The organism is Rhizobium binxianense, assembly GCF_028994275.1.
Taxonomy (GTDB): Bacteria; Pseudomonadota; Alphaproteobacteria; order Rhizobiales; family Rhizobiaceae; genus Rhizobium; species Rhizobium binxianense.
This window is the reverse complement of sequence record NZ_CP118713.1, coordinates 1,518,737-1,541,245: the sequence shown is the minus strand read 5'-3', so window position 1 is coordinate 1,541,245 and position 22,509 is coordinate 1,518,737. Positions and strand designations below refer to the sequence as shown.

26 protein-coding genes and 1 pseudogene are annotated in these 22,509 nt (G+C 60.3%); 11 read left to right on the top strand and 16 right to left on the bottom strand.

Going from position 1 to position 22,509, the window contains the following annotated elements; translation table 11 throughout:
* The first annotated feature begins 74 nt into the window (after positions 1 to 74).
* Together PO860_RS07700 and PO860_RS07695 are read left to right on the top strand one after the other, a co-directional pair.
* The gene (locus PO860_RS07700; RefSeq protein WP_183607496.1) at positions 75 to 1,004 is read left to right on the top strand and encodes a DUF2167 domain-containing protein; all 930 of its coding nucleotides are present in this window, start codon (positions 75 to 77) and stop codon (positions 1,002 to 1,004) included.
* 93 nt (positions 1,005 to 1,097) lie between these two features.
* Positions 1,098 to 1,916, top strand: a complete 819-nt coding sequence (locus PO860_RS07695; protein WP_342466918.1) for a class I SAM-dependent methyltransferase — start codon at positions 1,098 to 1,100, stop codon at positions 1,914 to 1,916.
* 231 nt (positions 1,917 to 2,147) lie between these two features.
* Here the strand turns inward: PO860_RS07695 and PO860_RS07690 are convergent, their stop codons facing one another.
* The 5 genes from PO860_RS07690 to gatB all read right to left on the bottom strand — a co-directional run bounded on the left by PO860_RS07690 (position 2,148) and on the right by gatB (position 5,692).
* Complete coding sequence (locus PO860_RS07690) at positions 2,148 to 2,588, bottom strand: DUF2155 domain-containing protein (protein ID WP_183607498.1); 441 nt, start codon at positions 2,586 to 2,588, stop codon at positions 2,148 to 2,150.
* Between the two features lie 114 nt (positions 2,589 to 2,702).
* Positions 2,703 to 3,101 carry an NADH:ubiquinone oxidoreductase subunit NDUFA12 gene (locus tag PO860_RS07685; RefSeq protein WP_183607499.1) on the bottom strand — a complete coding sequence of 133 codons (399 nt, stop codon included), beginning with the start codon at positions 3,099 to 3,101 and terminating at the stop codon, positions 2,703 to 2,705.
* Positions 3,102 to 3,204: 103 nt separating this feature from the next.
* A complete protein-coding gene (locus tag PO860_RS07680) occupies positions 3,205 to 3,678 on the bottom strand; it encodes a GNAT family N-acetyltransferase (RefSeq protein ID WP_183607500.1) in 474 nt (157 codons plus the stop codon).
* A 4-nt stretch (positions 3,679 to 3,682) separates the two neighbouring features.
* Positions 3,683 to 4,186: a GNAT family N-acetyltransferase gene (locus PO860_RS07675; RefSeq protein WP_183607501.1), complete on the bottom strand. Its 504-nt coding sequence runs from the start codon at positions 4,184 to 4,186 to the stop codon at positions 3,683 to 3,685.
* Positions 4,187 to 4,189: 3 nt separating this feature from the next.
* Positions 4,190 to 5,692, bottom strand: coding sequence for an Asp-tRNA(Asn)/Glu-tRNA(Gln) amidotransferase subunit GatB (gene gatB, locus PO860_RS07670; protein WP_273885302.1), 1,503 nt, complete (start codon positions 5,690 to 5,692; stop codon positions 4,190 to 4,192).
* A gap of 148 nt (positions 5,693 to 5,840) precedes the next feature.
* Between gatB and PO860_RS07665 the strand changes: the two genes are divergently transcribed.
* On the top strand, positions 5,841 to 6,152 hold the full coding sequence (locus tag PO860_RS07665; RefSeq protein WP_273885301.1) for a DUF1294 domain-containing protein: 312 nt from the start codon (positions 5,841 to 5,843) through the stop codon (positions 6,150 to 6,152).
* Between the two features lie 4 nt (positions 6,153 to 6,156).
* Here PO860_RS07665 and PO860_RS07660 read toward each other — a convergent pair whose 3' ends face one another.
* Complete coding sequence (locus PO860_RS07660) at positions 6,157 to 6,666, bottom strand: GNAT family N-acetyltransferase (RefSeq protein ID WP_272784465.1); 510 nt, start codon at positions 6,664 to 6,666, stop codon at positions 6,157 to 6,159.
* A 310-nt stretch (positions 6,667 to 6,976) separates the two neighbouring features.
* Between PO860_RS07660 and PO860_RS07655 the strand changes: the two genes are divergently transcribed.
* Entirely contained in the window at positions 6,977 to 7,234 is a 258-nt protein-coding gene (locus PO860_RS07655; protein WP_272784464.1) for a YjhX family toxin, read from the top strand.
* Positions 7,235 to 7,284: 50 nt separating this feature from the next.
* Here the strand turns inward: PO860_RS07655 and PO860_RS07650 are convergent.
* From PO860_RS07650 to PO860_RS07630, 5 genes and pseudogenes are all read right to left on the bottom strand, one after another.
* Positions 7,285 to 7,559, bottom strand: a pseudogene (locus tag PO860_RS07650) (hypothetical protein).
* A gap of 22 nt (positions 7,560 to 7,581) precedes the next feature.
* Positions 7,582 to 8,082: a GNAT family N-acetyltransferase gene (locus tag PO860_RS07645; RefSeq protein WP_273885300.1), complete on the bottom strand. Its 501-nt coding sequence runs from the start codon at positions 8,080 to 8,082 to the stop codon at positions 7,582 to 7,584.
* On the bottom strand, positions 8,073 to 9,554 hold the full coding sequence (gene gatA / locus PO860_RS07640; protein WP_273885299.1) for an Asp-tRNA(Asn)/Glu-tRNA(Gln) amidotransferase subunit GatA: 1,482 nt from the start codon (positions 9,552 to 9,554) through the stop codon (positions 8,073 to 8,075). The genes PO860_RS07645 and gatA overlap by 10 nt, the downstream gene beginning before the upstream one ends.
* 57 nt (positions 9,555 to 9,611) lie before the next feature.
* Positions 9,612 to 9,899 carry an Asp-tRNA(Asn)/Glu-tRNA(Gln) amidotransferase subunit GatC gene (gene gatC / locus PO860_RS07635; protein ID WP_003558942.1) on the bottom strand — a complete coding sequence of 96 codons (288 nt, stop codon included), beginning with the start codon at positions 9,897 to 9,899 and terminating at the stop codon, positions 9,612 to 9,614.
* 69 nt (positions 9,900 to 9,968) lie between these two features.
* Complete coding sequence (locus PO860_RS07630) at positions 9,969 to 10,673, bottom strand: metal-dependent hydrolase (RefSeq protein WP_183607508.1); 705 nt, start codon at positions 10,671 to 10,673, stop codon at positions 9,969 to 9,971.
* A 231-nt stretch (positions 10,674 to 10,904) separates the two neighbouring features.
* Between PO860_RS07630 and ruvX the strand changes: the two genes are divergently transcribed.
* Positions 10,905 to 11,396, top strand: coding sequence for a Holliday junction resolvase RuvX (ruvX, locus tag PO860_RS07625; protein ID WP_063475658.1), 492 nt, complete (start codon positions 10,905 to 10,907; stop codon positions 11,394 to 11,396).
* Here ruvX and PO860_RS07620 read toward each other — a convergent pair.
* From PO860_RS07620 to PO860_RS07610, 3 genes are all read right to left on the bottom strand, one after another.
* Positions 11,336 to 11,665 (bottom strand): DUF6105 family protein, encoded by a 330-nt coding sequence (locus PO860_RS07620; RefSeq protein WP_183607509.1) that lies wholly within the window; start codon positions 11,663 to 11,665, stop codon positions 11,336 to 11,338. The genes ruvX and PO860_RS07620 overlap by 61 nt on opposite strands.
* The gene (locus PO860_RS07615) at positions 11,662 to 11,835 is read right to left on the bottom strand and encodes a hypothetical protein (protein WP_183607510.1); all 174 of its coding nucleotides are present in this window, start codon (positions 11,833 to 11,835) and stop codon (positions 11,662 to 11,664) included. Before PO860_RS07615 ends, PO860_RS07620 begins: the two co-directional genes overlap by 4 nt.
* 132 nt (positions 11,836 to 11,967) lie before the next feature.
* The gene (locus PO860_RS07610; protein ID WP_183607511.1) at positions 11,968 to 12,627 is read right to left on the bottom strand and encodes a TetR/AcrR family transcriptional regulator; all 660 of its coding nucleotides are present in this window, start codon (positions 12,625 to 12,627) and stop codon (positions 11,968 to 11,970) included.
* A gap of 248 nt (positions 12,628 to 12,875) precedes the next feature.
* On the opposite strand from PO860_RS07610, the gene map reads away from it, so the two are divergent.
* The 6 genes from map (at position 12,876) to PO860_RS07580 (ending at position 20,230) form a co-directional block, all read left to right on the top strand.
* Positions 12,876 to 13,712 carry a type I methionyl aminopeptidase gene (gene map / locus PO860_RS07605; RefSeq protein WP_183607512.1) on the top strand — a complete coding sequence of 279 codons (837 nt, stop codon included), beginning with the start codon at positions 12,876 to 12,878 and terminating at the stop codon, positions 13,710 to 13,712.
* A 7-nt stretch (positions 13,713 to 13,719) separates the two neighbouring features.
* Entirely contained in the window at positions 13,720 to 14,547 is an 828-nt protein-coding gene (radC, locus tag PO860_RS07600; protein ID WP_273885298.1) for a RadC family protein, read from the top strand.
* A gap of 76 nt (positions 14,548 to 14,623) precedes the next feature.
* Positions 14,624 to 15,811 (top strand): alpha-hydroxy acid oxidase, encoded by a 1,188-nt coding sequence (locus tag PO860_RS07595; protein WP_273885297.1) that lies wholly within the window; start codon positions 14,624 to 14,626, stop codon positions 15,809 to 15,811.
* A 217-nt stretch (positions 15,812 to 16,028) separates the two neighbouring features.
* Positions 16,029 to 17,435: a Si-specific NAD(P)(+) transhydrogenase gene (gene sthA / locus PO860_RS07590; protein WP_026188372.1), complete on the top strand. Its 1,407-nt coding sequence runs from the start codon at positions 16,029 to 16,031 to the stop codon at positions 17,433 to 17,435.
* Between the two features lie 61 nt (positions 17,436 to 17,496).
* Positions 17,497 to 18,300, top strand: a complete 804-nt coding sequence (locus PO860_RS07585) for an endonuclease/exonuclease/phosphatase family protein (protein ID WP_273885296.1) — start codon at positions 17,497 to 17,499, stop codon at positions 18,298 to 18,300.
* Positions 18,301 to 18,460: 160 nt separating this feature from the next.
* On the top strand, positions 18,461 to 20,230 hold the full coding sequence (locus PO860_RS07580) for a B12-binding domain-containing radical SAM protein (protein ID WP_183607541.1): 1,770 nt from the start codon (positions 18,461 to 18,463) through the stop codon (positions 20,228 to 20,230).
* A 111-nt stretch (positions 20,231 to 20,341) separates the two neighbouring features.
* Here the strand turns inward: PO860_RS07580 and PO860_RS07575 are convergent, their stop codons facing one another.
* Both PO860_RS07575 and tig read right to left on the bottom strand, forming a co-directional pair.
* Positions 20,342 to 20,761: a nuclear transport factor 2 family protein gene (locus PO860_RS07575; RefSeq protein ID WP_183607542.1), complete on the bottom strand. Its 420-nt coding sequence runs from the start codon at positions 20,759 to 20,761 to the stop codon at positions 20,342 to 20,344.
* A gap of 167 nt (positions 20,762 to 20,928) precedes the next feature.
* Positions 20,929 to 22,410 carry a trigger factor gene (tig, locus tag PO860_RS07570; RefSeq protein WP_183607543.1) on the bottom strand — a complete coding sequence of 494 codons (1,482 nt, stop codon included), beginning with the start codon at positions 22,408 to 22,410 and terminating at the stop codon, positions 20,929 to 20,931.
* Positions 22,411 to 22,509 lie beyond the last annotated feature (99 nt).

Genomic DNA, 22,509 nt, shown 5'->3' with positions numbered 1-22,509 from the left:
GCCCGCTCTATTCATCCAGGCGTTGATTTTTCAACCGAGTTCGTTAGCTTCCGAGCCGCAACGGGGGATAGAAGTTGAAACGATATTTTGCGGCCGCGATTCTTTTCGCCTTGTTCACAGGCCAGGCCGATGCGCGCCCTTACCAGGAGATGTTCCCGAACAGGAGCGATTTTTCCGACGCCGAAAAGCCATTGCTGGAGAAGCTCAATTTTCAGCAGGGCGTGATCAAGCTGCCTGAAGCCAAGGCAACGCTGAACGTGCCCGCCGACTTCTATTATCTCAGCCCTGCCGACGCGAAGACGGTGCTCGTCGACATCTGGGGAAATCCTCCGGCGGCGGCGGAGGGAACGAAGGGAATGATCTTCCCGGCGAAATACGCGCCGACCGATATCGAGGCCTGGGGTTCCACCGTCGAATATAGCGCCGACGGCTATGTCTCGGACGCCGATGCCGCCACGACAAATTACGACGAATTGCTGCAAAATATCAAAGATGCGATCAGCGAAAACAACCCCGAACGCGAAAAGCAGGGTTTTCCGAAGATCACGCTTGTCGGCTGGGCTTCCACCCCGCACTACGACAGATCTGCGCACGCGCTGCACTGGGCACGGGATCTGCTGTTCGGCGATGACGCACAGCCGCAGCACACGCTAAATTATTCCGTGCGTGTGTTCGGCCGCGAGGGCGTATTTCAATTCAACTTCGTCGCCGGCCTCGATCAGTTGAAGGAAATCGAAGGCGCCATTCCCACAGTGACCAAGCTGGTGCAGTTCGACAAGGGAATGGCCTACACCGACTACGTTGAAGGCGACAAGATCGCAGCCTATGGGATGGCGGGAATGATCGCCGCAGGCGCCGGCGCCAAGATTGCCGCAAAAGTTGGATTGCTGGCACTCGCCCTCGCCTTCTTCAAAAAGGCCGGCATCGTCGTCATTGTCGTGCTTGGCGGCGCGCTCCGCTTTGCCAAGGGCCTTTTCAAAGGGAATAAGACACCCACTGCATAAGGTGCGCCCAGGCTAAAAGCTGCGATAACCCGTTTCAGAGGACCGGCCTGCACTGCTCGACCAGCCTCTAGAATGTTGTCGTGCGAATGAAGAATGGCTTTACTGAGCTATTCTCGCACGCAGGGCAAATCTATGGAACAGCGCTTCACATTCGATCAGGTCGCGAGCGTATACAGGGAAACACGCCCCGACTATCCCGAAGCTCTCGTCGATGATGTTGTCTCGTATGCCAAACTGAAACCAGGCGATACCCTTCTCGAAGTCGGCTGCGGAACGGGTCAGGCAACGAAGAGCTTCGCGACGCGGGATTTGCAGATCCTTGCGATTGATCCCGGGCCGGAAATGGTCCGCACCGCACGTGAAACCCTAACGAAATTTGCCAACGTTGAACTGCTCGAGACGACGTTCGAGGCTTGGCCTGCTAACAAAGCAGTCTTCCCACTCATCATTGCGGCTCAGTCGTGGCACTGGGTCTCTCCGGAGGTGCGGTTCGTAAAAGCCGCTGAAGTGCTTTCGCCTAACGGATCATTGGCGGTCTTCGGACATGTCCCTGTAGGGATACCCACGCCCCTGCTTGAACAGTTCAAAGGAATATTCCTGCATCACACTGGCGGCTGGGGGACTCCGCCCGAAGCTTGGTACCTGCCTAGTGGTCCATTCAAACGCTGGTTTGACGAGTCGAGATTGTTCGGGGCGGTGGAGCACCGATGCTATTCGTGGAAGTGGCAGCACACAACATCGAGCTATATAAATTTCTTGCGCACCCGATCGGATGTTCGGATGCTCAGTTCAGCGATACGTGAAGAGCTGCTCGGCGAAATCACAAAAGCGATCGACGGTGAAGGTGGAGAGTTCAATTTGGACTACGAAACTCACCTGTACATTGCTCGCCGTGTTGACCACGGCGACTAGAGCGGTTCAGCTTTTAACGGAAGCGCCGAATCGCTCTATCCCTTTGTTTTTACGCAACTTCGGACGAAAAACCGCTTCGCACTTTTCCTGGAATTGCTCTAGATTCTGATTCTGTTTCTTTGCTAAGGACGAACGGAGACCACAATGCGCAGGACTGATTTCCGTACTCATACGGCGCTTGGCAAGGTAGCGATACTGTTAGGCACCTTTTAGCGTCAGGCTCCGAGGGCTTTAGCGTGATGTCGCCTTGGCGCCGTCGGGCGCAGGGACGTCCGAGCTCGTCTTGCAGTCCTTCAGCCAGACGTCGTAGATCGGGTGCTCGACGGCATTGAGGCCGGGGCTGGCGGCGAACATCCAGCCGGTGAAGATGCGGCGGATCTTGCGGTCGAGGGTGATCTCGTCGACCTCGACGAAACCGTCGATCTTCTGCGCTTCCGCCTGGTCGCGCGAATAGCAGGCCTTGGGCGTCACCTGTAGCGCGCCGAACTGCACCGTCTCGTTGACATAGACGTCGAAGGTCGTGATGCGGCCGGTAATCTTGTCGAGGCCGGAGAAGACGGCGACCGGATTTTCGATGCGGGCGGCATTTGCCGCAACTGGGGGAAGCAGGGCCGAGAGCGCCAGCAGCGATCCGGCGGCACGCAGCACGATGTTCCGCGTGAAGAGCTTCATATCTACCCGTCTCCAGACATTTTCAGTTCAACACCGCGGTCAAGCGCGGCCAACCTGCGGGTATAGGTCAATTGTGGCCAAAAGCCGGGCTTGGGATCGCCCGGTCAAGCCGTCTCAGTTGCCCGGCGTCCAGGCGTCGTAATCGCCGGTGACGCGCGGCCGCTCGCCCGGAACGGCGATGGAACCCGGCGGACGGTAAGCCTGCGGTGAACCGGTGAAGTTGGGGCGATGCGCCTTCTGCCATTCCTTGGAGACGTAGCTCTCCTTGGACGGGGGAACATCGGTGCGATGATGCATCCAGCCATGCCAGCCCGGCGGAATGGCGGAAGCATCGGCATAACCCTTGTAGATTACCCAGCGCTTCGGCAGGCCGTAGGACGACATGCCGCCTTCGTAATAGATGTTGCCGAATTCATCCTCGCCGACGCGCTTGCCGAAACGCCAGGTCGCAAAACGCGTGCCCATCGTCTGACCGTTCCACCAGGTAAAGGTTTGAACCAGAAGATTCCACATGTCTTTTCCTTGTGCCCGCCAGATGCGAGCCAAACCAGAATTCGTTTCCTCGCTTATGCCGTCGCCAAGGCGAATTGTCCAGCGATTCCACGACAAGCGCGGGTCATTTCAAAGCCATCTTGAAGCCCAGATGCGACGGCTTGAAGCCCAGCCTTTCATAGAAACGATGGGCGTCCTTGCGCAACGCATTCGAGGTCAACTGCACCAGCCTCACACCGCGGCCTTTTGCCTCGGCAATGGCGAATTCGATCATAGCCGCACCGATCCCCTGCCCGCGCCTATCGGCCCGCGTCTGCACCGCCTCGATGATCATCCCCGAGGAGCCGCGGCCGGTCAGCGAGGTCGTCACCATCGTCTGGAATGTACCGACCACCTCGCCGCCACACTCCGCGACGTAAAGCGTCTGGTCGGGTGAAGCCTCGATGACCGCGAAGGCGCCGAGATAATCCTGAATGGCTTCGGGGTCGGTTGTATCGCCATGACCGCCGACAGCGTCGGCAGCAAATATTGCCACCAGTGCCGGCAGGTCGTCCTTGCGGGCCTGGCGAATGAGAAAGTCGGGCAACTCGACTACCACGGCCTCAATGCCCCTCGAGCGGTTTTTCGAAGATCAACGAGGGAATGCCGGATTGCCCGGCCCCGCTATTCTCGTTGCGGCCGACCTCGGTGAAGCCGTGCGAGAGATAAAAGGCGATTGCCGCCGCATTCCGCGGCTCAACTTCGAGACGCATGATCTCCGCATCCGGGAAGCAGGTTTCAAGCTCGGCGAAGAGATCGCGGCCGATGCCCTGGCGCTGCAGCGCCGGGCTGACATAGAGGAGATGCAGCATGACCGTCTTCGTCAACGCCTCTGACATTGCCGCGTAACCCATGCCGCCGATATTGCGGCCGTCGTCGGCAACAAGGAATTCGGCGTCCTTTCGCACCAGGCGCGCCTTCAGCGCCGCCGGCGAAAAGAGATGGGCGGCCAGCTCAGCAACCCTGGCAGCACCGTGGATGCCGTCGTAAGTCGCATGAAAACTGTCGACCAGCAGGGCGCGAACCTTCTCCAGGTCGCGCTCGCCGGCAGTGCGGACGAAATACACCGCTTATTCCTCGATGCCGAGCTTCGCCTTGACGAGCGCCTGGACGGCCTGCGGATTGGCCTTGCCGCCGGTCGCCTTCATCACCTGGCCGACGAACCATGCGGCCAGGGTCGGCTTCGCCTTGACCTTTTCCACCTGATCGGGATTGGCGGCAATGATCTCGTCGACGGCCTTTTCGATCGCGCCGGTATCCGTCACCTGCTTCATGCCACGGGTTTCGACGATCTCGGCGGGATCGCCGCCTTCGGTCAGCACGATCTCGAAGAGATCCTTGGCGATCTTGCCGGAGATGGTTCCGGCCTTGATGAGATCGATGATGGCGCCGAGCTGGGCCGGCGAAACCGGCGTCTGCTCGATGTCCTTGCCGGTGCGGTTCAGGGCGCCGAGCAGATCGTTGATCACCCAGTTTGCCGCCGTCTTGCCGTCACGGCCTGCGGCGACGGCTTCGAAATAATCGGCAATCGCTTTTTCGGAAACGAGCACCGAGGCGTCGTAGATCGACAGGCCGAGCTCGCGCACGAAGCGCTCCTTCTTGTCGTCAGGCAGTTCCGGCAGATCGGCTTCGAGCGCCTTGATGAAGGCATCGTCGAATTCGAGCGGCAGCAGATCCGGATCGGGGAAATAACGATAGTCGTGCGCATCTTCCTTGGAGCGCATCGAGCGCGTCTCGCCCTTGTTCGGATCGAAGAGGCGGGTCTCTTGATCGATCGTGCCGCCTTCCTCCAGAATGCCGATCTGGCGCCGAGCTTCATATTCGATCGCCTGGCCGATGAAGCGGATGGAATTGACGTTCTTGATCTCGCAACGCGTGCCGAAACCCTCGCCCGGACGGCGGACGGAGACGTTGACGTCGGCGCGCATCGAACCTTCGTCCATGTTGCCGTCGCAGGTGCCGAGATAGCGCACGATCGAGCGCAGCTTGGTCATATAGGCCTTGGCCTCGTCGGACGAGCGCATGTCAGGCTTGGAGACGATCTCCATCAGTGCGACGCCGGAACGGTTCAGATCGACATAGGACATGGTCGCGTGCTGGTCGTGCATCGACTTGCCGGCATCCTGCTCCAGATGCAAGCGCTCGATGCCGATCTCGATATCTTCGAACTGGCCCTGGCGGTCCGGCCCGAGCGAAATGACGATTTTCCCCTCGCCGACGATCGGATCCTTGAACTGCGAGATCTGATAGCCCTGCGGCAGGTCGGGATAGAAATAGTTCTTGCGATCAAAGAGGGAGCGCTTGTTGATCTGGGCTTTCAGGCCGAGGCCGGTGCGAACCGCCTGCTTGACACATTCCTCGTTGATGACGGGCAGCATGCCGGGCATGGCGGCATCGACCATCGAGACGTTCGAATTCTGCGGCTTGCCGAATTCCGTCGAGGCGCCCGAGAAGAGCTTCGAATTGGACAGCACCTGGGCATGGACTTCCATGCCGACGATGACTTCCCAGTCGCCGGTGGCGCCGGGGATGAAGCGTTTCGGATCAGGCGTGCGGACGTCGACAAGGGTCATCTGATGCTCTTTGCAGGCTGTTCTTTTCCACTGGTGAGGTAAAGGAAATGGCGTGCCGGTGCAAGGCTTTCGCCATGGCGTACAACTTGGTTTAACAGAGGACGGCGCCATTTGCCGTGGGTTAACCGAGGCACGATAGAGTTGCCGCATGACGATAATCGATATCATCAAATTGGCCGCACTGTTTCTGACGCTGAACCTCCTCGTCTTCTTGATCTATTTCCTCGACAAGGAGGCGGCGCGTAATGGCGGGTGGCGCATCAGCGAGCGCGCGCTTCTGACCCTTGCGCTGATCGGCGGCAGCCTCGGCGCGGTGGCGGCGCAGCAGTTCCTGCGCCACAAGACGAGAAAGGAGCCGTTCCGGTCGATCCTGGCGACGATCCTGATCCTCCACGGTGTTTTGGCCACGGCGCTGGCCTTTGCGCCGCTATGGGCTCCTCGCCTTCTTCTGAACTTTTGAACCGTCAGAATTCCTGCCCGTATCCGCCTTCGCCATCCGAGACGAGCGTTTTCGTCAATCCAACCGAGGGCACGTCGCGGTCGAGCTTCGGATTATAGGCGACCGAGAGCCAATGGATGCTGTAGCGGTGCTTCCGGAAGAAGCCGATCGCCTCGCCATTGCCGGAATGGGTCTGCATCGCCGCCGTCTCGAAGCCCTGGCCGGCGATGTCCTTTTCGATGCGCTCGAGAAGAGCCGAACCAAGCCCCTGGCGGGTGAAGGCGGGATCGATCCAGAAATCAGAGATGGTTTCATCCAGCCCCTCGCGCGCCGCCCAGCCTGCGACCTGGCCGTTCTGCTCGACGACGGTGATGGTCAGCCAGTTATTTCCCACGAAATTGCGAAAGGCATTGCGGGCTGCGTCGATCATCGCGTCCGATTCGCCGATCGACGCCATCGCCTTTTGCCAGGCCCTCAGGCCGATCTCGCTCAATAGCTCCGCTTCGCCGTCGCGAGCATTGCGAATGTGGATCAACGACACCTCCGCGTTACCCCGCAACTAGACCATTGAGTCGCGGAATTTACCAGTACCTCCAAAGGGATGATCGGCCAAAAGTAAGGTTTTCGACTGGTTTTGACCTGAGACCACGCTCTTGACCGAATTTTCCGGGCTGAATAATAAACCCTATCGAGGTGTTTTATGTTGAGCCTGCCTGAGACCCGGTAAAGGCCCTGCCCGCAAGTTCGCTTGCGCGCATGGGCCCGAAAAAACGAAGCCCTGACGTTCGAATGAGCGCCAGATCGTTTTTCTGCGCCCCGCCGGGCGCGACACCGGATCTCAACACATGGACATTTCTCGCACGGAGCAGCGCATCCTGCATCTCATGGCCCAGGGCGGCCGCATTGAAATTACCCGCGACGACGACAGGAAGATCGAGGCGGTCAGTTGCTTCACCCGCGACGGCTGGCTCTATCCCGGCGTCGACCTCGATCTCTTCCGCAGGCTGAAGCGGCTGAGGGCAATCAAGTCCAAAAGCGGCCAGCCCTACCGGATTACCGAAAGAGGGCTGAGGCTGGTCAGGTCGCAGTTGAACAACAGGTAATAGTGGCACTCCTGATCGCGTCTCGAACGGGCGCGGTCAGGGGTATCGCCTCAAGCTTTTGCAGAAAGTTCCGTCCGCATCACCGACCACTCATCGGCCATCGTGCCCGTGCCGCGCGTCTTGCCGGCGCGGCGATACCAGTAGTCGGCATTCCAGTCGTCGCCCTCGATGCGATGGCAAAGCGCATGGCCCCAGTCGAACGGCTGTTCGCCTTGTGGCGCTGACAGATTTCGTGTACCGCCTGCCAATCCGCGCCCATGGTGAAACCGCCGGCAGCAAGGCGATCCGCTGCCTCGATCAATCGCGCAAGATCATTGTTCGGCATAAAACCTCCTTGCCGCTTCCGGCTATCGATCGGCCAACCGCTTCTCCAGATGCACCTTTTCGAGTTCGACGCCCATGCTCTTGGAAAATTCGCGGCCGCGCCAGACGATGGTGAAGCCACAGCGTTGGTAGAGCCGGATCGCGCCGTCGTTCCCGGCATGTGTGTCGAGCCTGGCGGTCGCCAGCCCCTCCGCCGCCATCAGCTCGCACAAATGCAGCAGGAGAGCCCGGCCGACGCCTTTACCCTGATGATCGGGATGTACCCAGAGATCGGACATATAATTCGGTTCGTTTTCGCGCGCGCCCCAGCCGATGATCATTTCGCCCCGTTCGGCAACGAAGATCTCACCTATCGTTTCCTTAGGAAAGATGGCGAACTCGTGCCGCACCCGGGCAATCACATCGGGATCGCGATAGCTGTCCTCGAAGGCATCGCTTGCGGCCCATGCGGCGAAGCCGACGGCGCCGATCGCTTGGTGGTCGGCAGCCGCTATCTTTCGGATCGTGAGGTCCGTTACCACCACTTGGCGGGTGTAAACCGGCCGGCCGCCTGCTCGATGACATGGGCGGTCTTGAACAGGGTTTCCTCATCAAAAGGCTTGCCGATCAGCTGCAGGCCGAGCGGCAGGCCCTTCTGGTCGAGGCCGGCGGGCACGGCGATGCCGGGCAGGCCTGCCATGTTGACCGTTACCGTGAAAATGTCGTTCAGATACATCTTCACCGGATCGGCGGCGAGGTTCTCATCGGCAATGCCGAAGGCCGACGACGGGGTTGCCGGCGTCAGGATGGCGTCGACGCCGGCGTCGAAGGCCAGTTCGAAATCGCGCTTGATCAGCGTGCGCACCTTCTGGGCGCGGATGTAATAGGCATCGTAATAACCGGCCGACAGCACATAGGTGCCGATCATGATGCGGCGCTTGACTTCCTTGCCGAAGCCGGCAGCGCGCGTCTTCTCGTACATGTCGACGATATCCTTGCCGTCGACACGCAGGCCGTAACGCACGCCGTCGTAACGCGCAAGGTTCGAGGATGCCTCGGCCGGAGCGACGATGTAATAGGCCGGGAGGGCGTATTTGGTGTGCGGCAGCGAGATGTCGACGATTTCGGCGCCGGCGTCCCTCAGCCAGGCGATGCCCTGGCGCCAGATGGCTTCGATCTCATCCGGCATACCATCGACGCGGTATTCGTTCGGGATGCCGATCTTCATGCCCTTCAGCGACTGGCCAATCGCGGCTTCATAATCCGGAACCGGCAGATCGACCGACGTCGTATCCTTGGCATCGACGCTTGCCATCGACTTCAAAAGGATCGCGGCATCACGCACGTCGCGGGCGATCGGGCCTGCCTGGTCGAGCGAGGAGGCGAAGGCGACGGTGCCCCAGCGCGAGCAGCGGCCATAGGTCGGCTTGATGCCGACGGTGCCGGTGAAGGCGGCCGGCTGGCGGATCGAGCCCCCGGTATCGGTCGCCGTGGCGCCGGCGCAAAGATGCGCGGCGACAGCTGCGGCGGAACCGCCGGAGGAGCCGCCGGGCACGAGTTGCTGGTTGGAGCCTGCGGCACGCCAGGGATTGATCACCGCACCATAATGCGAGGTCTCGTTGGAGGAGCCCATGGCGAACTCATCCATGTTCAGCTTGCCGAGCATGACGGCGCCGTCATCCCAAAGGTTCTGCGTGACGGTCGATTCATAACGCGGCTCGAAACCATCGAGAATGTGGCTGCAGGCCTGGGTGTGAACGCCGACGGTGGCAAAGAGATCCTTGATGCCGAGCGGAATACCTTCGAGCTCGCCTGCCTTGCCAGTGGCAATGCGCTCGTCGGAGTTCTTCGCCATGACGCGGGCGAGATCCGGCGTGACCTTGATATAGGCGTTCAGCCGGCCATTGGCCGCATCGATCGCCGAGATATAGGCTTCGGTCAGTTCGGTCGCGGTGATTTCCTTGGCGCGCAGCTTCTGGCGGGCTTCGGCAATGGTCAGGCTGGTGAGTTCGCTCATCGTGTTTTCGCTTCAGATCTGGAAATGGCAACAGGGTCGGAAAGAGGCTTCGAAGCCTTATTCGACGACTTTCGGCACCAGGAAAAAATTGTGATCGGTGACAGGCGCATTGGCGACGATATCGGCTGCCTTGCTGCCGTCGGTCACCTCATCGGTCCGCTTCTTCATCGCCATCGGGGTGACCGAGGTCATCGCCTCGACGCCGTCGACATTAACTTCGGAGAGTTGCTCGACGAAGCCAAGGATGCCGTTCAGCTCACCGACCATGCGATTTGCCTCGTCTTCGGAGACGGCAATACGGGCAAGGCGGGCGACGCGCTTCACGGTGGCAAGATCGACGGACATGGCATTCTCCGGACAGGATTTTTCCTACCCGCTATAAAGGCCATGTCCGCCTTACGCAACGGGGTTTCGTCAGATCGACAGGCTCTCGGAAGGCTTCATTGCCTTCACATCCGTCTGCGATCCTTCCATGCCGGCAACGAATTTTTCGGCCGTCTGCTCGATGATCGGGAAGGTTCCGTAATGGCAGGGGATCGCGGTCTTGAAGTTGAAATAGCGCCGGCAGGCAAGGGCTGCCACGGCGCCGCCCATGGTGAAGCGGTCGCCGACCGGCACGAAGCCGATATCGGGCTGGTGCAATTCATTGATCAGCGCCATGTCGGAGAAGATGTCGGTGTCGCCCATGGCAAGGATCGAGGCTTCGTCGTCGAAATGCAGCATCAGGCCGTTGGCGTTGCCGAGCGCGTGCGAGACACCGTCCTCGGTGATCTGGGCGGAGGAATGCAGCGCATTGGTGAAGGTCGCTGAGAAGCTGCCGAGCGCGATCGTGCCGCCGGTATTGCCCATCTCGATCTTGTCGACGCCCTTGGAGCCGAGCCAGGCGGCGAGATCGGCATTGGCGAGAACGACGGCGCCGGTTTCCTTGGCGAGTGCCACGGTATCGCCGACATGGTCGCCATGGCCATGCGTCAGCAGGATGTGGGTAATGCCTGCCGCAACATCCTTGATATCCTGGCCGGAAAAGGAGGCATTATAGCTGAGGAACGGGTCGAGCAGGATCTTCGCCTTTGATGTCTCGATGCGGAAGGCGGAATGGCCGAGCCAGGTGATCTTCATGAAATCTCTCCTTTATTACGTTATGTAAAAGCCGGTTTGGATGGGAGATCCGGATGTTTTTGGGCCGGATCGGCCCAAAATCTGAATCCGCATCTCAATCAAAGAATTGGAGCATGATGGCGTCCGAAAACCGCTCACAGTTTTCGGCATCATGCTCTAAGGACATATCTTATACGGCCGCAAAGAAAAGCGGCGGCGACTTCAATTTCTTTTGACGGAGTGAAAACGGCGATGACGGTGCTGACAATCGAGGAAATGGCCGAGACGCTCGCCCCGCGGCAGGCGATTGCCGGCCTCGATCTCGGCACCAAGACGATCGGGCTTTCGATGTCCGATCTCGGGCGGCGGTTCGCTACGCCGCGCACGGTGATCCGGCGCGTCAAATTCACCATCGATGCGCAGGCGCTCTTGGACTTCGCGCAATCGGAAAAGGTCGCAGGCTTCATCATCGGCCTGCCGATGAATATGGACGGATCTGCGGGTCCGCGGGTGCAGGCGACGCGCGCCTTCGTGCGCAACATGGAGCAGAAGACGGCGCTGCCCTTCGTCTATTGGGACGAACGGCTTTCGACGGTGGCGGCCGAACGGACGCTGCTCGAAATGGACGTCTCGCGCGCCAAGCGGGCCGAACGGATCGATTCGGCCGCCGCAAGCTTCATCCTTCAGGGCGCGCTCGACAGGCTTTCCTTGCTGGCAAGGTCGGGAGACGAATTCAGCGCCTGACGCGCCTTCCACCAGGTGATGATCGACTTGCGCTTTCTGAAGCCGAGGAGGGCGAAGACGACGAGGCTGTCGACCGCGATCGCGCGGGCTACGAGCGGCGGGATGGTCTCCGGAGGAATGCCGAGCGCCTTTCCGTAAAGCTCGAAGGTCAGGTCATGGACCTGCCGCGTCAGCATGAAGATACCGAAATTCATGTCGTAATAGGAGAGCCAGTACCATCCGCCAAGAAAGACAATGGGGCCGGCCCAGAAGAATAGAAACCACTTCATGCGGCCTCTCCTCCATGCTTGCGCGCAACGGGCAGATCGAGGGAGACCAACCAGGTCGACAATGCCATGATGCAAAGCACCAGCGTGGGAATTGCGATATCCAGCGCCAGGACTGCGAAGAACATCATCGCCGTTACAAAAAACGTGGCTTTAGCGATCTTGGTTCCCATGGATGTCAACTCGGGGGCTCTCACTCATTCCATCTCTGCTCACCACCACACTGCCGAGTTAACCGCGGTCGGGCAACGTAAACCATTCGTTAAGGTTAACATGGCGGCCGCCCCCTGTGGATGAAGCAGCTGTCAGCCGTAGACGCCGCGCACGATGCGCTTCAGTGCCGTCGCCGCCTTCTCCCAATCCTTCGATGTCTTCAACGACAGGCCGGCGCACTGCCCGCCGGCCGCTGCGGCAAGCACGAGGTGCTGGATCGCAGCGATGATGACGGCGTTGACGGCTGCCGCATCCACGCCCTTCGGCGGCGCCAGCGAGCCGCGCATGCGCTCCAGCCAGAGAGCGAGCGCCTTCGACCGCGCTTCAGACAGCCGCCTCACCTGCTCGGTATTTTCCGATATTTCCCAGGCGAGGATGCGGCGCATCAGCGGATCATCTCTCAACGCGCCGAGGAGGAGAAGCGACAGCCGCTCCATCAGGTCGCCGTAGGTGAGCAGGAACATGCCGCCGGCATCTTCCGGAATGCGATCCTTAACCCAGGTGCCGAGATCGGCGCCGATCGCCTCGATCAGGCCGTCGAGGCCGCCATAGTAGCGGTAGATCAGCTGCTTGTCGCAGCCGGCGCGGCGGGCGACCGCATTGATGCCGAAATTCTGGAAGCCTTCCTCGGCCAGCAGACCCTTGGCGGCAACAAGGATTGCACGCTCGGTGGCGCCGCGATCACGCACGCGCCGTTCCGGCTCGACGCCAGCCTCCGGTAAAATCCCAAGATTTATCGCTTCATTCAGCATGAATGACCCTTCCCCACTGTCACCAATCGGTGAGTAGCGGGCGGGCCTCATGCAATCAATCCTATCCCCTTGGGAAGATTGTGGATATTTCCACCGGGCCGATGATCTGCCGTCGAATGGATGTGGAAAGCAGCATGGCAGGCGGGTCGGAACCATTCAGAAATCTCGTCCGGGCGGTTGATCGCGATGGACGAACCCGGCATAGCTGCATTATGAACAATTCTAATATTCTCCACTAAGGCCCTGCAATGGTGAACTATATCGAAGCCTCTTCCGCGCCCTCGAAGAATACGGGCGCCATCCGGCTTTATGACGCTGAAGCATTCGAGGGCATGCGCAGGGCGTGCCAGCTGACGGCGCGCTGCCTCGACGCGCTGGCCGACATCGTCAAACCGGGGCTGGTGACCGATGACATCGACCGGTTCGTCTTCGATTTCGGCATGGATCACGGCGCCCATCCGGCGACTCTGAACTATCGCGGCTACACCAAATCGACCTGCACCTCGATCAACCACGTCGTCTGCCACGGCATTCCGAACGACAAGCCGCTGCGCGAAGGCGATATCGTCAATATCGACGTCACCTTCGTGCTCGACGGCTGGCACGGCGATTCCAGCCGGATGTATCCTGTCGGTACGATCAAGCGCGCCGCCGAGCGGCTGCTCGAGGTTACCTATGAATCGCTGATGCGCGGCATTGGCGCCGTCAGGCCCGGCGCCCGCACCGGTGCGATCGGCGAGGCGATCCAGACCTATGCGGAGGCAGAGCGCTGTTCGGTGGTGCGCGATTTCTGCGGCCACGGCGTCGGCCGGCTGTTCCATGATTCACCGAATATCCTGCATTACGGCCGCGCCAACGAAGGGCCGGAGCTGCGCGAAGGCATGATCTTCACCATCGAGCCGATGATCAATCTCGGCCGGCCGCATGTGAAGGTGCTCGCCGACGGCTGGACGGCAGTCACCCGCGACCGCTCGCTTTCGGCGCAGTACGAACATACCGTCGGCGTCACCTCCGACGGCTGCGAGATCTTCACGCTGTCGCCTGGTGGCCTCGATCGCCCGGGCCTGCCGTCCCACAACGGGTGACGCTCCGATGGCGAAGGGCCCTGTTGCGACATCTTCCGACGATGAGCTGCCTTACCCAACGCAAGAGCCCATTGCCGCCGACGAACGCTCGTTCTTCGGCGGACAGCCGGCAAAATCTTCCGCATCGAAGACAAAGAGCGCCCTGCCCGCCTCACTCGCCGTGCAAGAGCATTATCACGGCCATCGCGAGCGGTTGCGTGACCGCTTCCGCGAGCTGGGCGACACCGCGCTTGCCGACTACGAAATCCTCGAACTCTTGCTTTTCCGGCTGATCCCGCGGCGCGACACCAAGCCGATCGCCAAGGCGCTGATCGAACGCTTCGGCTCGCTTTCCGGCGTATTCGGCGCGCCCGCAGCGCTGCTGACGGAGGTGAAGGGCGTCGGCGAGGCCGTGGCGCTAGACCTGAAGCTGATCTCGACCGTGGCTCACCGGACGCTGAAGAGCGAGCTCAGGAGCAAGCAGGTGCTCTCTTCCTGGTCGTCGGTCATCCAGTATTGCCATGCCGCCATGGCGCACGAGACCCGCGAACAGTTCCGCATCCTCTTCCTCGACAAGCGCAACGTGCTGATCGCCGACGAGGTGCAGGGCCGCGGCACGGTCGACCATACGCCGGTCTATCCGCGCGAGGTGGTGAAACGCGCGCTCGAGCTTTCGGCAACGGCAATGATTCTCGTCCACAATCACCCCTCCGGCGACCCGACACCATCACGCGCCGACATCGACATGACGAAGGTGATCATCGATGCGGCCAAGGCACTCGATATCACCGTCCACGACCACGTCATCATCGGCAAGGACGGCCATGTCAGCCTGAAGGGGCTGAAGCTGATCTGAACAAACATTGCGGCTGATCGCCGACGAAATGCAGAGCCCCGGCGCGGCGCCCGAAATACCGAGAAGATGAAGCTCAATGACGATCCATAGCGGAAATACCGAACGATCGACCCGGCTCTGCCGCGACGTGCTCTGCCTCGATGATTTTGAAATGAAGGCGCGGCGGCATCTGCCAAAGCCTCTCTTCGGTTATATCGCCGGCGCAACCGAGACCAATGCCTCGCTGCGGTATAATGCACAGGCTTTCCAGGCCTATGCCTTCCGGCCTCGTGTCCTTCGGGACGTCTCGAAACGCAGCACCGAGACGAGCCTCTTTGGCAAGACCCATGCCGCGCCCTTCGGCATCGCGCCGATGGGTATCAGCGCGCTGATGGCCTATCGAGGTGACATCGTGCTCGCGCAAGGAGCGGATCAATCGGGAATCCCGATGATCATAAGCGGTTCATCACTTATCCCTCTAGAAGAGATCGCCGCGATTTCGCCGCAAGCATGGTTTCAGGCCTATCTCCCCGGCGAACCCAACCGTATCGACGCTCTCATCGACCGCGTCGGCGCGGCCGGCTTGCGCACACTTCTGCTCACCGTGGACACGGCCACGCTGCCAAATCGTGAAAACAATGTAAGGGCGGGATTTTCGACGCCTTTGCGTCCTGGTCTCCGCTTGGCATGGCAGGGCATCTCGCACCCGCGCTGGACCACCGGCACATTCCTGCGAACGATCGTCCGGCACGGCGTTCCGCATTTTGAAAATTCCTATGCCACAAGGGGCGCGCCGATCATCTCCTCGAACGTCACGCGCGATTTCGGCAGGCGCGACCATCTCAACTGGAATCATTTGGAGCGGATACGCAACAGGTGGTCCGGCAAACTTGTGGTCAAGGGGATCATGCATCCTGACGACGCGGCGCGGGCTGTCGACACCGGGGCCGATGGAGTGATCGTCTCCAACCATGGCGGTCGCCAGCTCGACGGTACCGCATCTCCCCTTCAGGTCCTTCCGGAGATTGCGGCACGTGTCGGAGGCAGCGTTGCCGTGATGGTCGATGGCGGTTTCAGGCGTGGAACGGATATCATGAAGGCACTCGCGCTCGGGGCCTGTTTCGTGTTCGTCGGCAGGCCGTTCCTTTATGCCGCAGCCGTCGCGGGCCTGCCGGGCGTGCTGAAGGCGGCCGATATCCTAAGGACGGAACTGCATAGCAACATGGCGTTGCTCGGCGTCACCAAGGTCGGCGATATTTCCGCAGACTACATCACCCGTGCATGAAGGCCATAGATCTCGTCGAGAGCAAGCGCCCTCCGCCGGTGTTCGTCGGCTACGACTCATGGCGCAAAGCTGTTTCCCGAAGGGCTCACGTCCCCGAAAAAGCGCCCGTCAGGAGCAATCATGCAGCCGTAAAACAATCTGTAACATTGACCGGCTAACGATGGACGGGCGACATTTTGCGTTGCAAAATGATTCCTTTCCAATCCGGGGCTTGATGATGCTTCAGTACGATCTCGTTGTGGTGGGCAGCGGCCCCGCAGGGCGCCGCGGCGCGATCCAGGCGGCAAAACTCGGCAAGAAAGTGCTTGTCATCGAGCAGGGCAAACGCGTCGGCGGCGTGTCCGTGCATACTGGCACCATTCCTTCCAAAACGCTGCGCGAGACCGCACTTAATCTTTCCGGCTGGCGCGAACGCGGCTTCTATGGCCGGTCTTACCGCGTCAAGGAAGAGATCAGTGCCGATGACCTGCGCCGCCGCCTGCTGATTACGCTCAACCACGAGGTCGAGGTGCTAGAACACCAGTTCGCCCGCAACCGCGTGCAGCATATTCGCGGCAAGGCGAGCTTCATCGATGCGTCGACGCTGCAGGTGATCAAGGATGACGGCGAGACCACGCAGGTCACCGGCGCCAGCGTGCTGCTTGCCGTCGGCACAAAGCCTTTCCGCCCAGATTACATACCCTTCGACGGCAAGACCGTTCTCGACAGCGACGAACTGCTCGACATCCAGGACTTGCCGCGATCGATGGTCGTCATCGGCGCCGGCGTCATCGGCATCGAATACGCGACGATCTTCAGCGCGCTCGACACGGCCGTCACCGTGATCGACCCGAAGGCGACAATGCTCGACTTCATCGACAAGGAAATCATCGAGGATTTTACCTACCAGCTGCGCGACCGCAACATGAAGCTGCTGCTCGGCCAGAAGGCCGACAAGGTGGAGACGCTTGAGAATGGCAAGGTCGAGCTGACGCTCGACAGTGGCCGGCGCCTGACCACCGACATGGTGCTTTTCGCCGCCGGCCGCATGGGGGCGACCGATGCGCTGAACCTTCAGGCCATCGGCCTCGAAGCCGACAGCCGCGGCCGTCTCAAGGTCAATCCGGAAACCTTCCAGACATCGGTTGCCAACGTCTACGCCGCCGGCGACGTCGTCGGCTTTCCGAGCCTTGCCTCGACCTCGATGGAACAGGGCCGCATCGCCGCCCGCGTCGCGATCGGCGCGGTCGCCAAGGAGCCGCCGAAATATTTCCCCTACGGCATCTATGCCGTGCCGGAGATTTCGACCTGCGGCCTGACCGAAGAAGAGATGAAGGAGCGCGGCATTCCCTATGAATGCGGCATAGCCCGCTTCCGCGAGACGTCGCGCGGTCATATTATGGGCCTCGACACCGGGCTTCTGAAGCTGATCTTCTCGCTGAAGACGCGCCGCCTGCTCGGCGTCCATATCGTCGGCGAAGGCGCCACCGAGTTGGTGCATATCGGCCAGGCCGTGCTCAACCTCAAAGGCACGGTCGAATATTTCGTCGAAAACACCTTCAACTATCCGACACTTGCGGAAGCCTACAAGATCGCCGGCCTCGATGCCTGGAACCGGATGGGCGACATCAAGTCGGAACTTTGAAACGCGTCTTTTAGACGGCGCCGTCGTCTAAATCCGGCCGCCAAAACGGAGCCGAACGGCATTGCGCATCATATCTCTGAACGCATGGGGCGGCAGGCTGCACGAAGCCCTGATCGCCTATGTCAGACAGGCCGATCCGGATGTGCTATGCCTGCAGGAAGTGTTGCGGGCACCGGGTGCGGATTGCGGATGGTCGATCTATAGGGATGCGGGGCTCGAGCTGCCGCAGCGCTTCAATCTATTCGCGGAGATCAGCGCCGCCCTGCCCGGCCACGACGGCTTCTTCTACCCGACATCGAGAGGCGAGCTCTTCGACGGAGATCGCGCCATCGCCGCCGAATTCGGACTGGCGACCTTCGTGCGCAAAACGCATTCCGTCATCGCAGAGGGGCTGGATTTCGTGCATGGCCGTTTTTCCGCCGATGGCTGGGGCGACCATCCGCGGCCGCGAAACGCCCATTGCATCCGCGTCTTCAGCCATGGGTGCAGCCGCGCCGTGACGATCGCCCACATGCATGGCCTGCGCGATCCCGCGGGCAAGGGCGACACGGCGGCGCGGCAGGACCAGGCTGCAGCGCTGGTCAGGCTCATCGAACGCGTCTGGCCCGGCGACGAAGGGCTTGTCGTCTGCGGCGATTTCAACGTGCTGCCCGACAGCGCGACCTTTGCGATTCTCGCCAGACTCGGGCTTTCGGATCTCGTCACCGGAAACGGCCTTGTAGACACGCGAACCTCCTACTATTTGAAGCAGAGCCGCTTTGCCGACTACATGCTGGTCACACCGGGGGTGAAGGTTGGCAAATTCGAGGTGGTCGAAGCGCCCGAGGTCTCCGACCACCGCGCATTGCTGCTCGATATCGGGTAGTATATTGAGGAATGATACGCTGCGCGGAGCGTTTCGCGCGCAGTGCCGTTTTTTAAGCCTAGTTTGAACCCGCATAAGTCGCATTGATACGCCATGCATGATATGTGCCTTCAACTCCATTTTGCCTCCGGCAAAAGCTTCTGAAGAAAGATAGATACTCTTGTCCCATGTCTCGGAAGCTGCGCGCCGACGTTTTCAGCTGATCCTGATCAAGCCGTCGCATTATGACGATGACGGCTACGTCATCCGCTGGTGGCGGGCGATGATCCCGTCCAATTCGCTCGCGGCTCTCTACGGCATTGCCGCCGAATGCGCCGAGCGCAAGGTGCTCGGGCCCGATACGGCAATCGACATTACGGTGATCGACGAGACCAATACGCGGATCGATGTCGCCGGATTGCTCGCACAGTTCAAGCGCCATGACAATTTCGGCATGATCGCGCTCGTCGGCGTCCAGACCAATCAGTATCCGCGCGCCCTCGATATTGCCCGGCCGTTCCGCGATGCCGGTCTGCCGGTTTCGATCGGCGGCTTCCATGTTTCCGGCTGCCTGTCGATGCTGGATGGCAAGGCCGTCGGGCTCGATGCCTGCCGCGACATGGGCATTTCGATGTTTGCCGGCGAGGCCGAGGGCCGGCTGGAGATGGTGCTGCGCGATGCAGCGGCCGGCGAGTTGAAGCCGCTCTACAATTTCATGAACGACCTTCCCGGCATCGGCGGCACGCCGGTTCCCTTCCTGCCCAAGGACAATATCCAGCGCACGCTCGGGCTCAGCACCAGCTTCGATGCCGGGCGCGGCTGTCCCTATCAGTGCTCGTTCTGCACCATCATCAACGTGCAGGGACGCAAATCGCGCTTCCGCTCGGCCGACGACGTCGAAAAGCTGGTGCGGATGAACTGGGCGCAGGGCATCCACAAATTCTTCATCACCGACGACAATTTCGCCCGCAACAAGGATTGGGAAGCGATCTTCGACCGGTTGATCGAGCTCAAAGAGCGGGACGGCATTCCGCTCGGCCTGATGATCCAGGTCGACACGCTCTGCCACAAGATCCCGAATTTCATCGAGAAATCCCGGCGCGCCGGTGTCACCCGCGTCTTCATAGGCCTCGAAAACGTCAATCCGGACAATCTGACCGCCGCCAAGAAGAACCAGAACAAGATCACCGAATACCGCAAGATGCTGCTCGCCTGGAAGGCACAGGGCATCATGACGCTCGCCGGTTATATCCTGGGCTTCCCCGCCGACACGCCGGAATCGATCCGCCGCGACATCGCGATCATCCAGGAAGAGCTGCCGCTCGACGTCATCGAATTCTTCATCCTGACGCCGCTGCCGGGCTCCGAGGACCACCAGGTCCTGTGGAAGAAGGGCGTCGAGATGGATGCCGATCTCAACATCTACGATGTCGAACATGTTTGTACCGCGCATCCGAAGATGAGCAAGCAGCAATGGGAAGACATCTACCACGAGGCCTGGGCACTTTATTACTCGCCTGATCACATGAAGACGCTGTTGCGCCGCGCCGTGGCGACCGGGGTGCCGCTGGCAAGGCTCGTCAAGGTTCTCGTTTCCTTCGCGACCACCGTGCCGCTGGAAAACGTGCATCCGCTGCAAAGTGGCCTGCTGCGCCTGAAGACGCCGTCGGAGCGGCGCCCCGACCTGCCGCGCGAAAATCCGCTGGTCTTCTGGCCGCGCTTTGCCTGGGAAACCTTCCGCAAACATGCGTCGCTCGCCGGCACGATCATTGGCCTGACGATCTCGGCCTTCCTGATTTCAAGGGATGCGAAGTCGAAGACATATATGGATCAAGCCCTGACGCCGGTCGCCGACGACGAAGAGGAAACGCTCCACCTTTTCACCCAGACCGCCGGCGGCGCCGCAGCCGTCAGCCATGTCAGGAAAGTCGCGCAACTGACAGGGCATTGAGCTGCAATTCTTGCAACGGCGGCCGACGCCTGGCGGCCGAAAACATGGGCGGCTTCAAACTTAGATCAAGTTTGAAGCCGCGTTTTTAAGCGCTTCGACCTGGATGCCCGTTTAAGCAATTTGGATTATCTGGGCCGTCTCGGCCACTTGCAGCGTGTCGACGAATTCGACGATCTTGACCGGTTTGCCATCCTGGAAATGGATCTTGTCGACGAATTCCGTTTGGAAGCTCACGCCCGATGGGATGTGCCTGACCTCGCCTTCGCGGTGGGCAAAGACCATCTGCTCGTCTTCGTCCACATAGATGGCTGTCCTGATCTTAGATAGATCCCATACTGTGATCAGCTGCGTTATCGCCTGGCGAAAGGCATTCCCGCTCGATTCAGTTGAAAAGGGCGCCAGCCGCGTATTGCCAACCATGCGAAAGGTGCAACCCTCGCCGATCAGCGTCAGCGTGCCCTCGATATCGCCGCGGTCACGCACAGCATACATATCCTCCACGAGCTTCTTCATGTCGTGCTTTGCAGTCATTGTCAGGTCCTCCCACCATCAACGAAATCTGCATTGAATTATACTGTATTGCAACTCTTTGTTGCTGCAGCTGCATCGGAGAAGACGGTCGAGAATGAACTGCACTGGATAAACAAAAAGCCCCGCGCGATGGCGGGGCTCTTCCAAACTTCTGAACTGAAAAGCGATTATTCAGCGCTTTCGTCAGCTGCCTTCTTCTTCGGAGCAGCCTTCTTCTTCGGTGCGGCTTCTTCGCCTTCACCGGCCTCAGCTGCTTCGGCCTTGGCGGCCTTCTTCTTCGGCGCGGCCTTCTTGGTCTCGGCCTTGGTCTCGCCTTCTTCCTCGGCGAGCAGCTCTTCCTTCGTCACCTTCTTGTCGGTAACGTCGATTTCGGTCAGCAGGTGATCGATGACCTTCTCTTCGAAGATCGGTGCGCGGATCGAAGCGGCAGCACCCGGCTGGCTGCGGAAGAATTCGAGGATCTGCTTTTCCTGGCCCGGATACTGGCGCAGCTGATCGTAGATGGCGCGCTGCATTTCGTCTTCGCTGACTTCGACGCCGGCCTTTTCGCCGATTTCGGAGAGAACGAGGCCGAGGCGGACGCGACGCTCGGCGAGCGTCTTGTATTCCTCACGTGCCTTTTCTTCAGTCGTGTCTTCGTCCTCGAAGGTCTTGCCTGATTGAGCGAGGTCGTTGTTCACTTGGCTCCAGATGCCGTTATATTCGGCGTCAACGAGCGAGTTCGGGGTCTCGAACTTGTACATCTCGTCGAGCTGGTCGAGGATCTGGCGCTTCAGCTTCTGGCGGGTCAGCGAGCCGTACTGCGATTCGATCTGGCCGCGGACGATTTCCTTCAGGCGGTCGGCGGATTCGATGCCGAGCTTGGAGGCGAGTTCGTCGTTGATCTCGACATCGGCAGGTGCTGCGACATCCTTGACCGATACGTCGAAGGTCGCTTCCTTGCCGGCGAGGTTCTTGGCCGGATAGTCGGCCGGGAAGGTCACGGTGATGGTCTTCTCATCGCCGGCCTTGACGCCGACGAGCTGGTCTTCGAAGCCCGGAATGAAGCGGCCGGAGCCGAGCACCAGTTCGGCGCCCTGGTCGGTGCCGCCTTCGAAGGCTTCGCCGTCGACCTTGCCGACGTAATCCATGGTGATGCGGTCGCCGTTCGCGGCCTTGCCGGTCTTGGTCTCGTAGGCGCGGGCGCTTTCGGCGACCTTCAGGACCTGCTCGTTGACTTCGTCGTCCGAGATGTCGATCACTTCGCGCGTGACCTTGATGCCCTTGACCGACTTCAGTTCGATCGGCGGCAGAACTTCATAGGAGAGCGTGAATTCGAAATCCTGCTCGGCAGCGAGGATCTTGTCGGCTTCGTCCTTGTCCTCAGTCATGGCGATTTCGGGCTGCGTGGCCGACTTTTCGCCGCGGCTGGAGAGGATGGCGGCCGGCTGCTCGCGGACGATCTCGTTGACGAGGTCGGCCATGATCGACTTGCCGTAAACCTTCTTCAGGTGAGCAGCGGGGACCTTGCCCGGACGGAAGCCGTTGATGCGAACCTTGTCCTTTACATCGGCAAGACGCTCATTCATCTTGTCCTGCATGTCCTTGGCCGGGATAACGACCTTGATTTCGCGCTTCAGCCCTTCAGCGAGCGTTTCGATAACCTGCATGTCTTCCTACCTTCATGTCGTGGCGGCCGTGCCCAGACGCCGTTCGTTTCTATGAGCACGACGCCGGCAGCGTGCCGCGCGTGGCTTTTCCCAATTCCG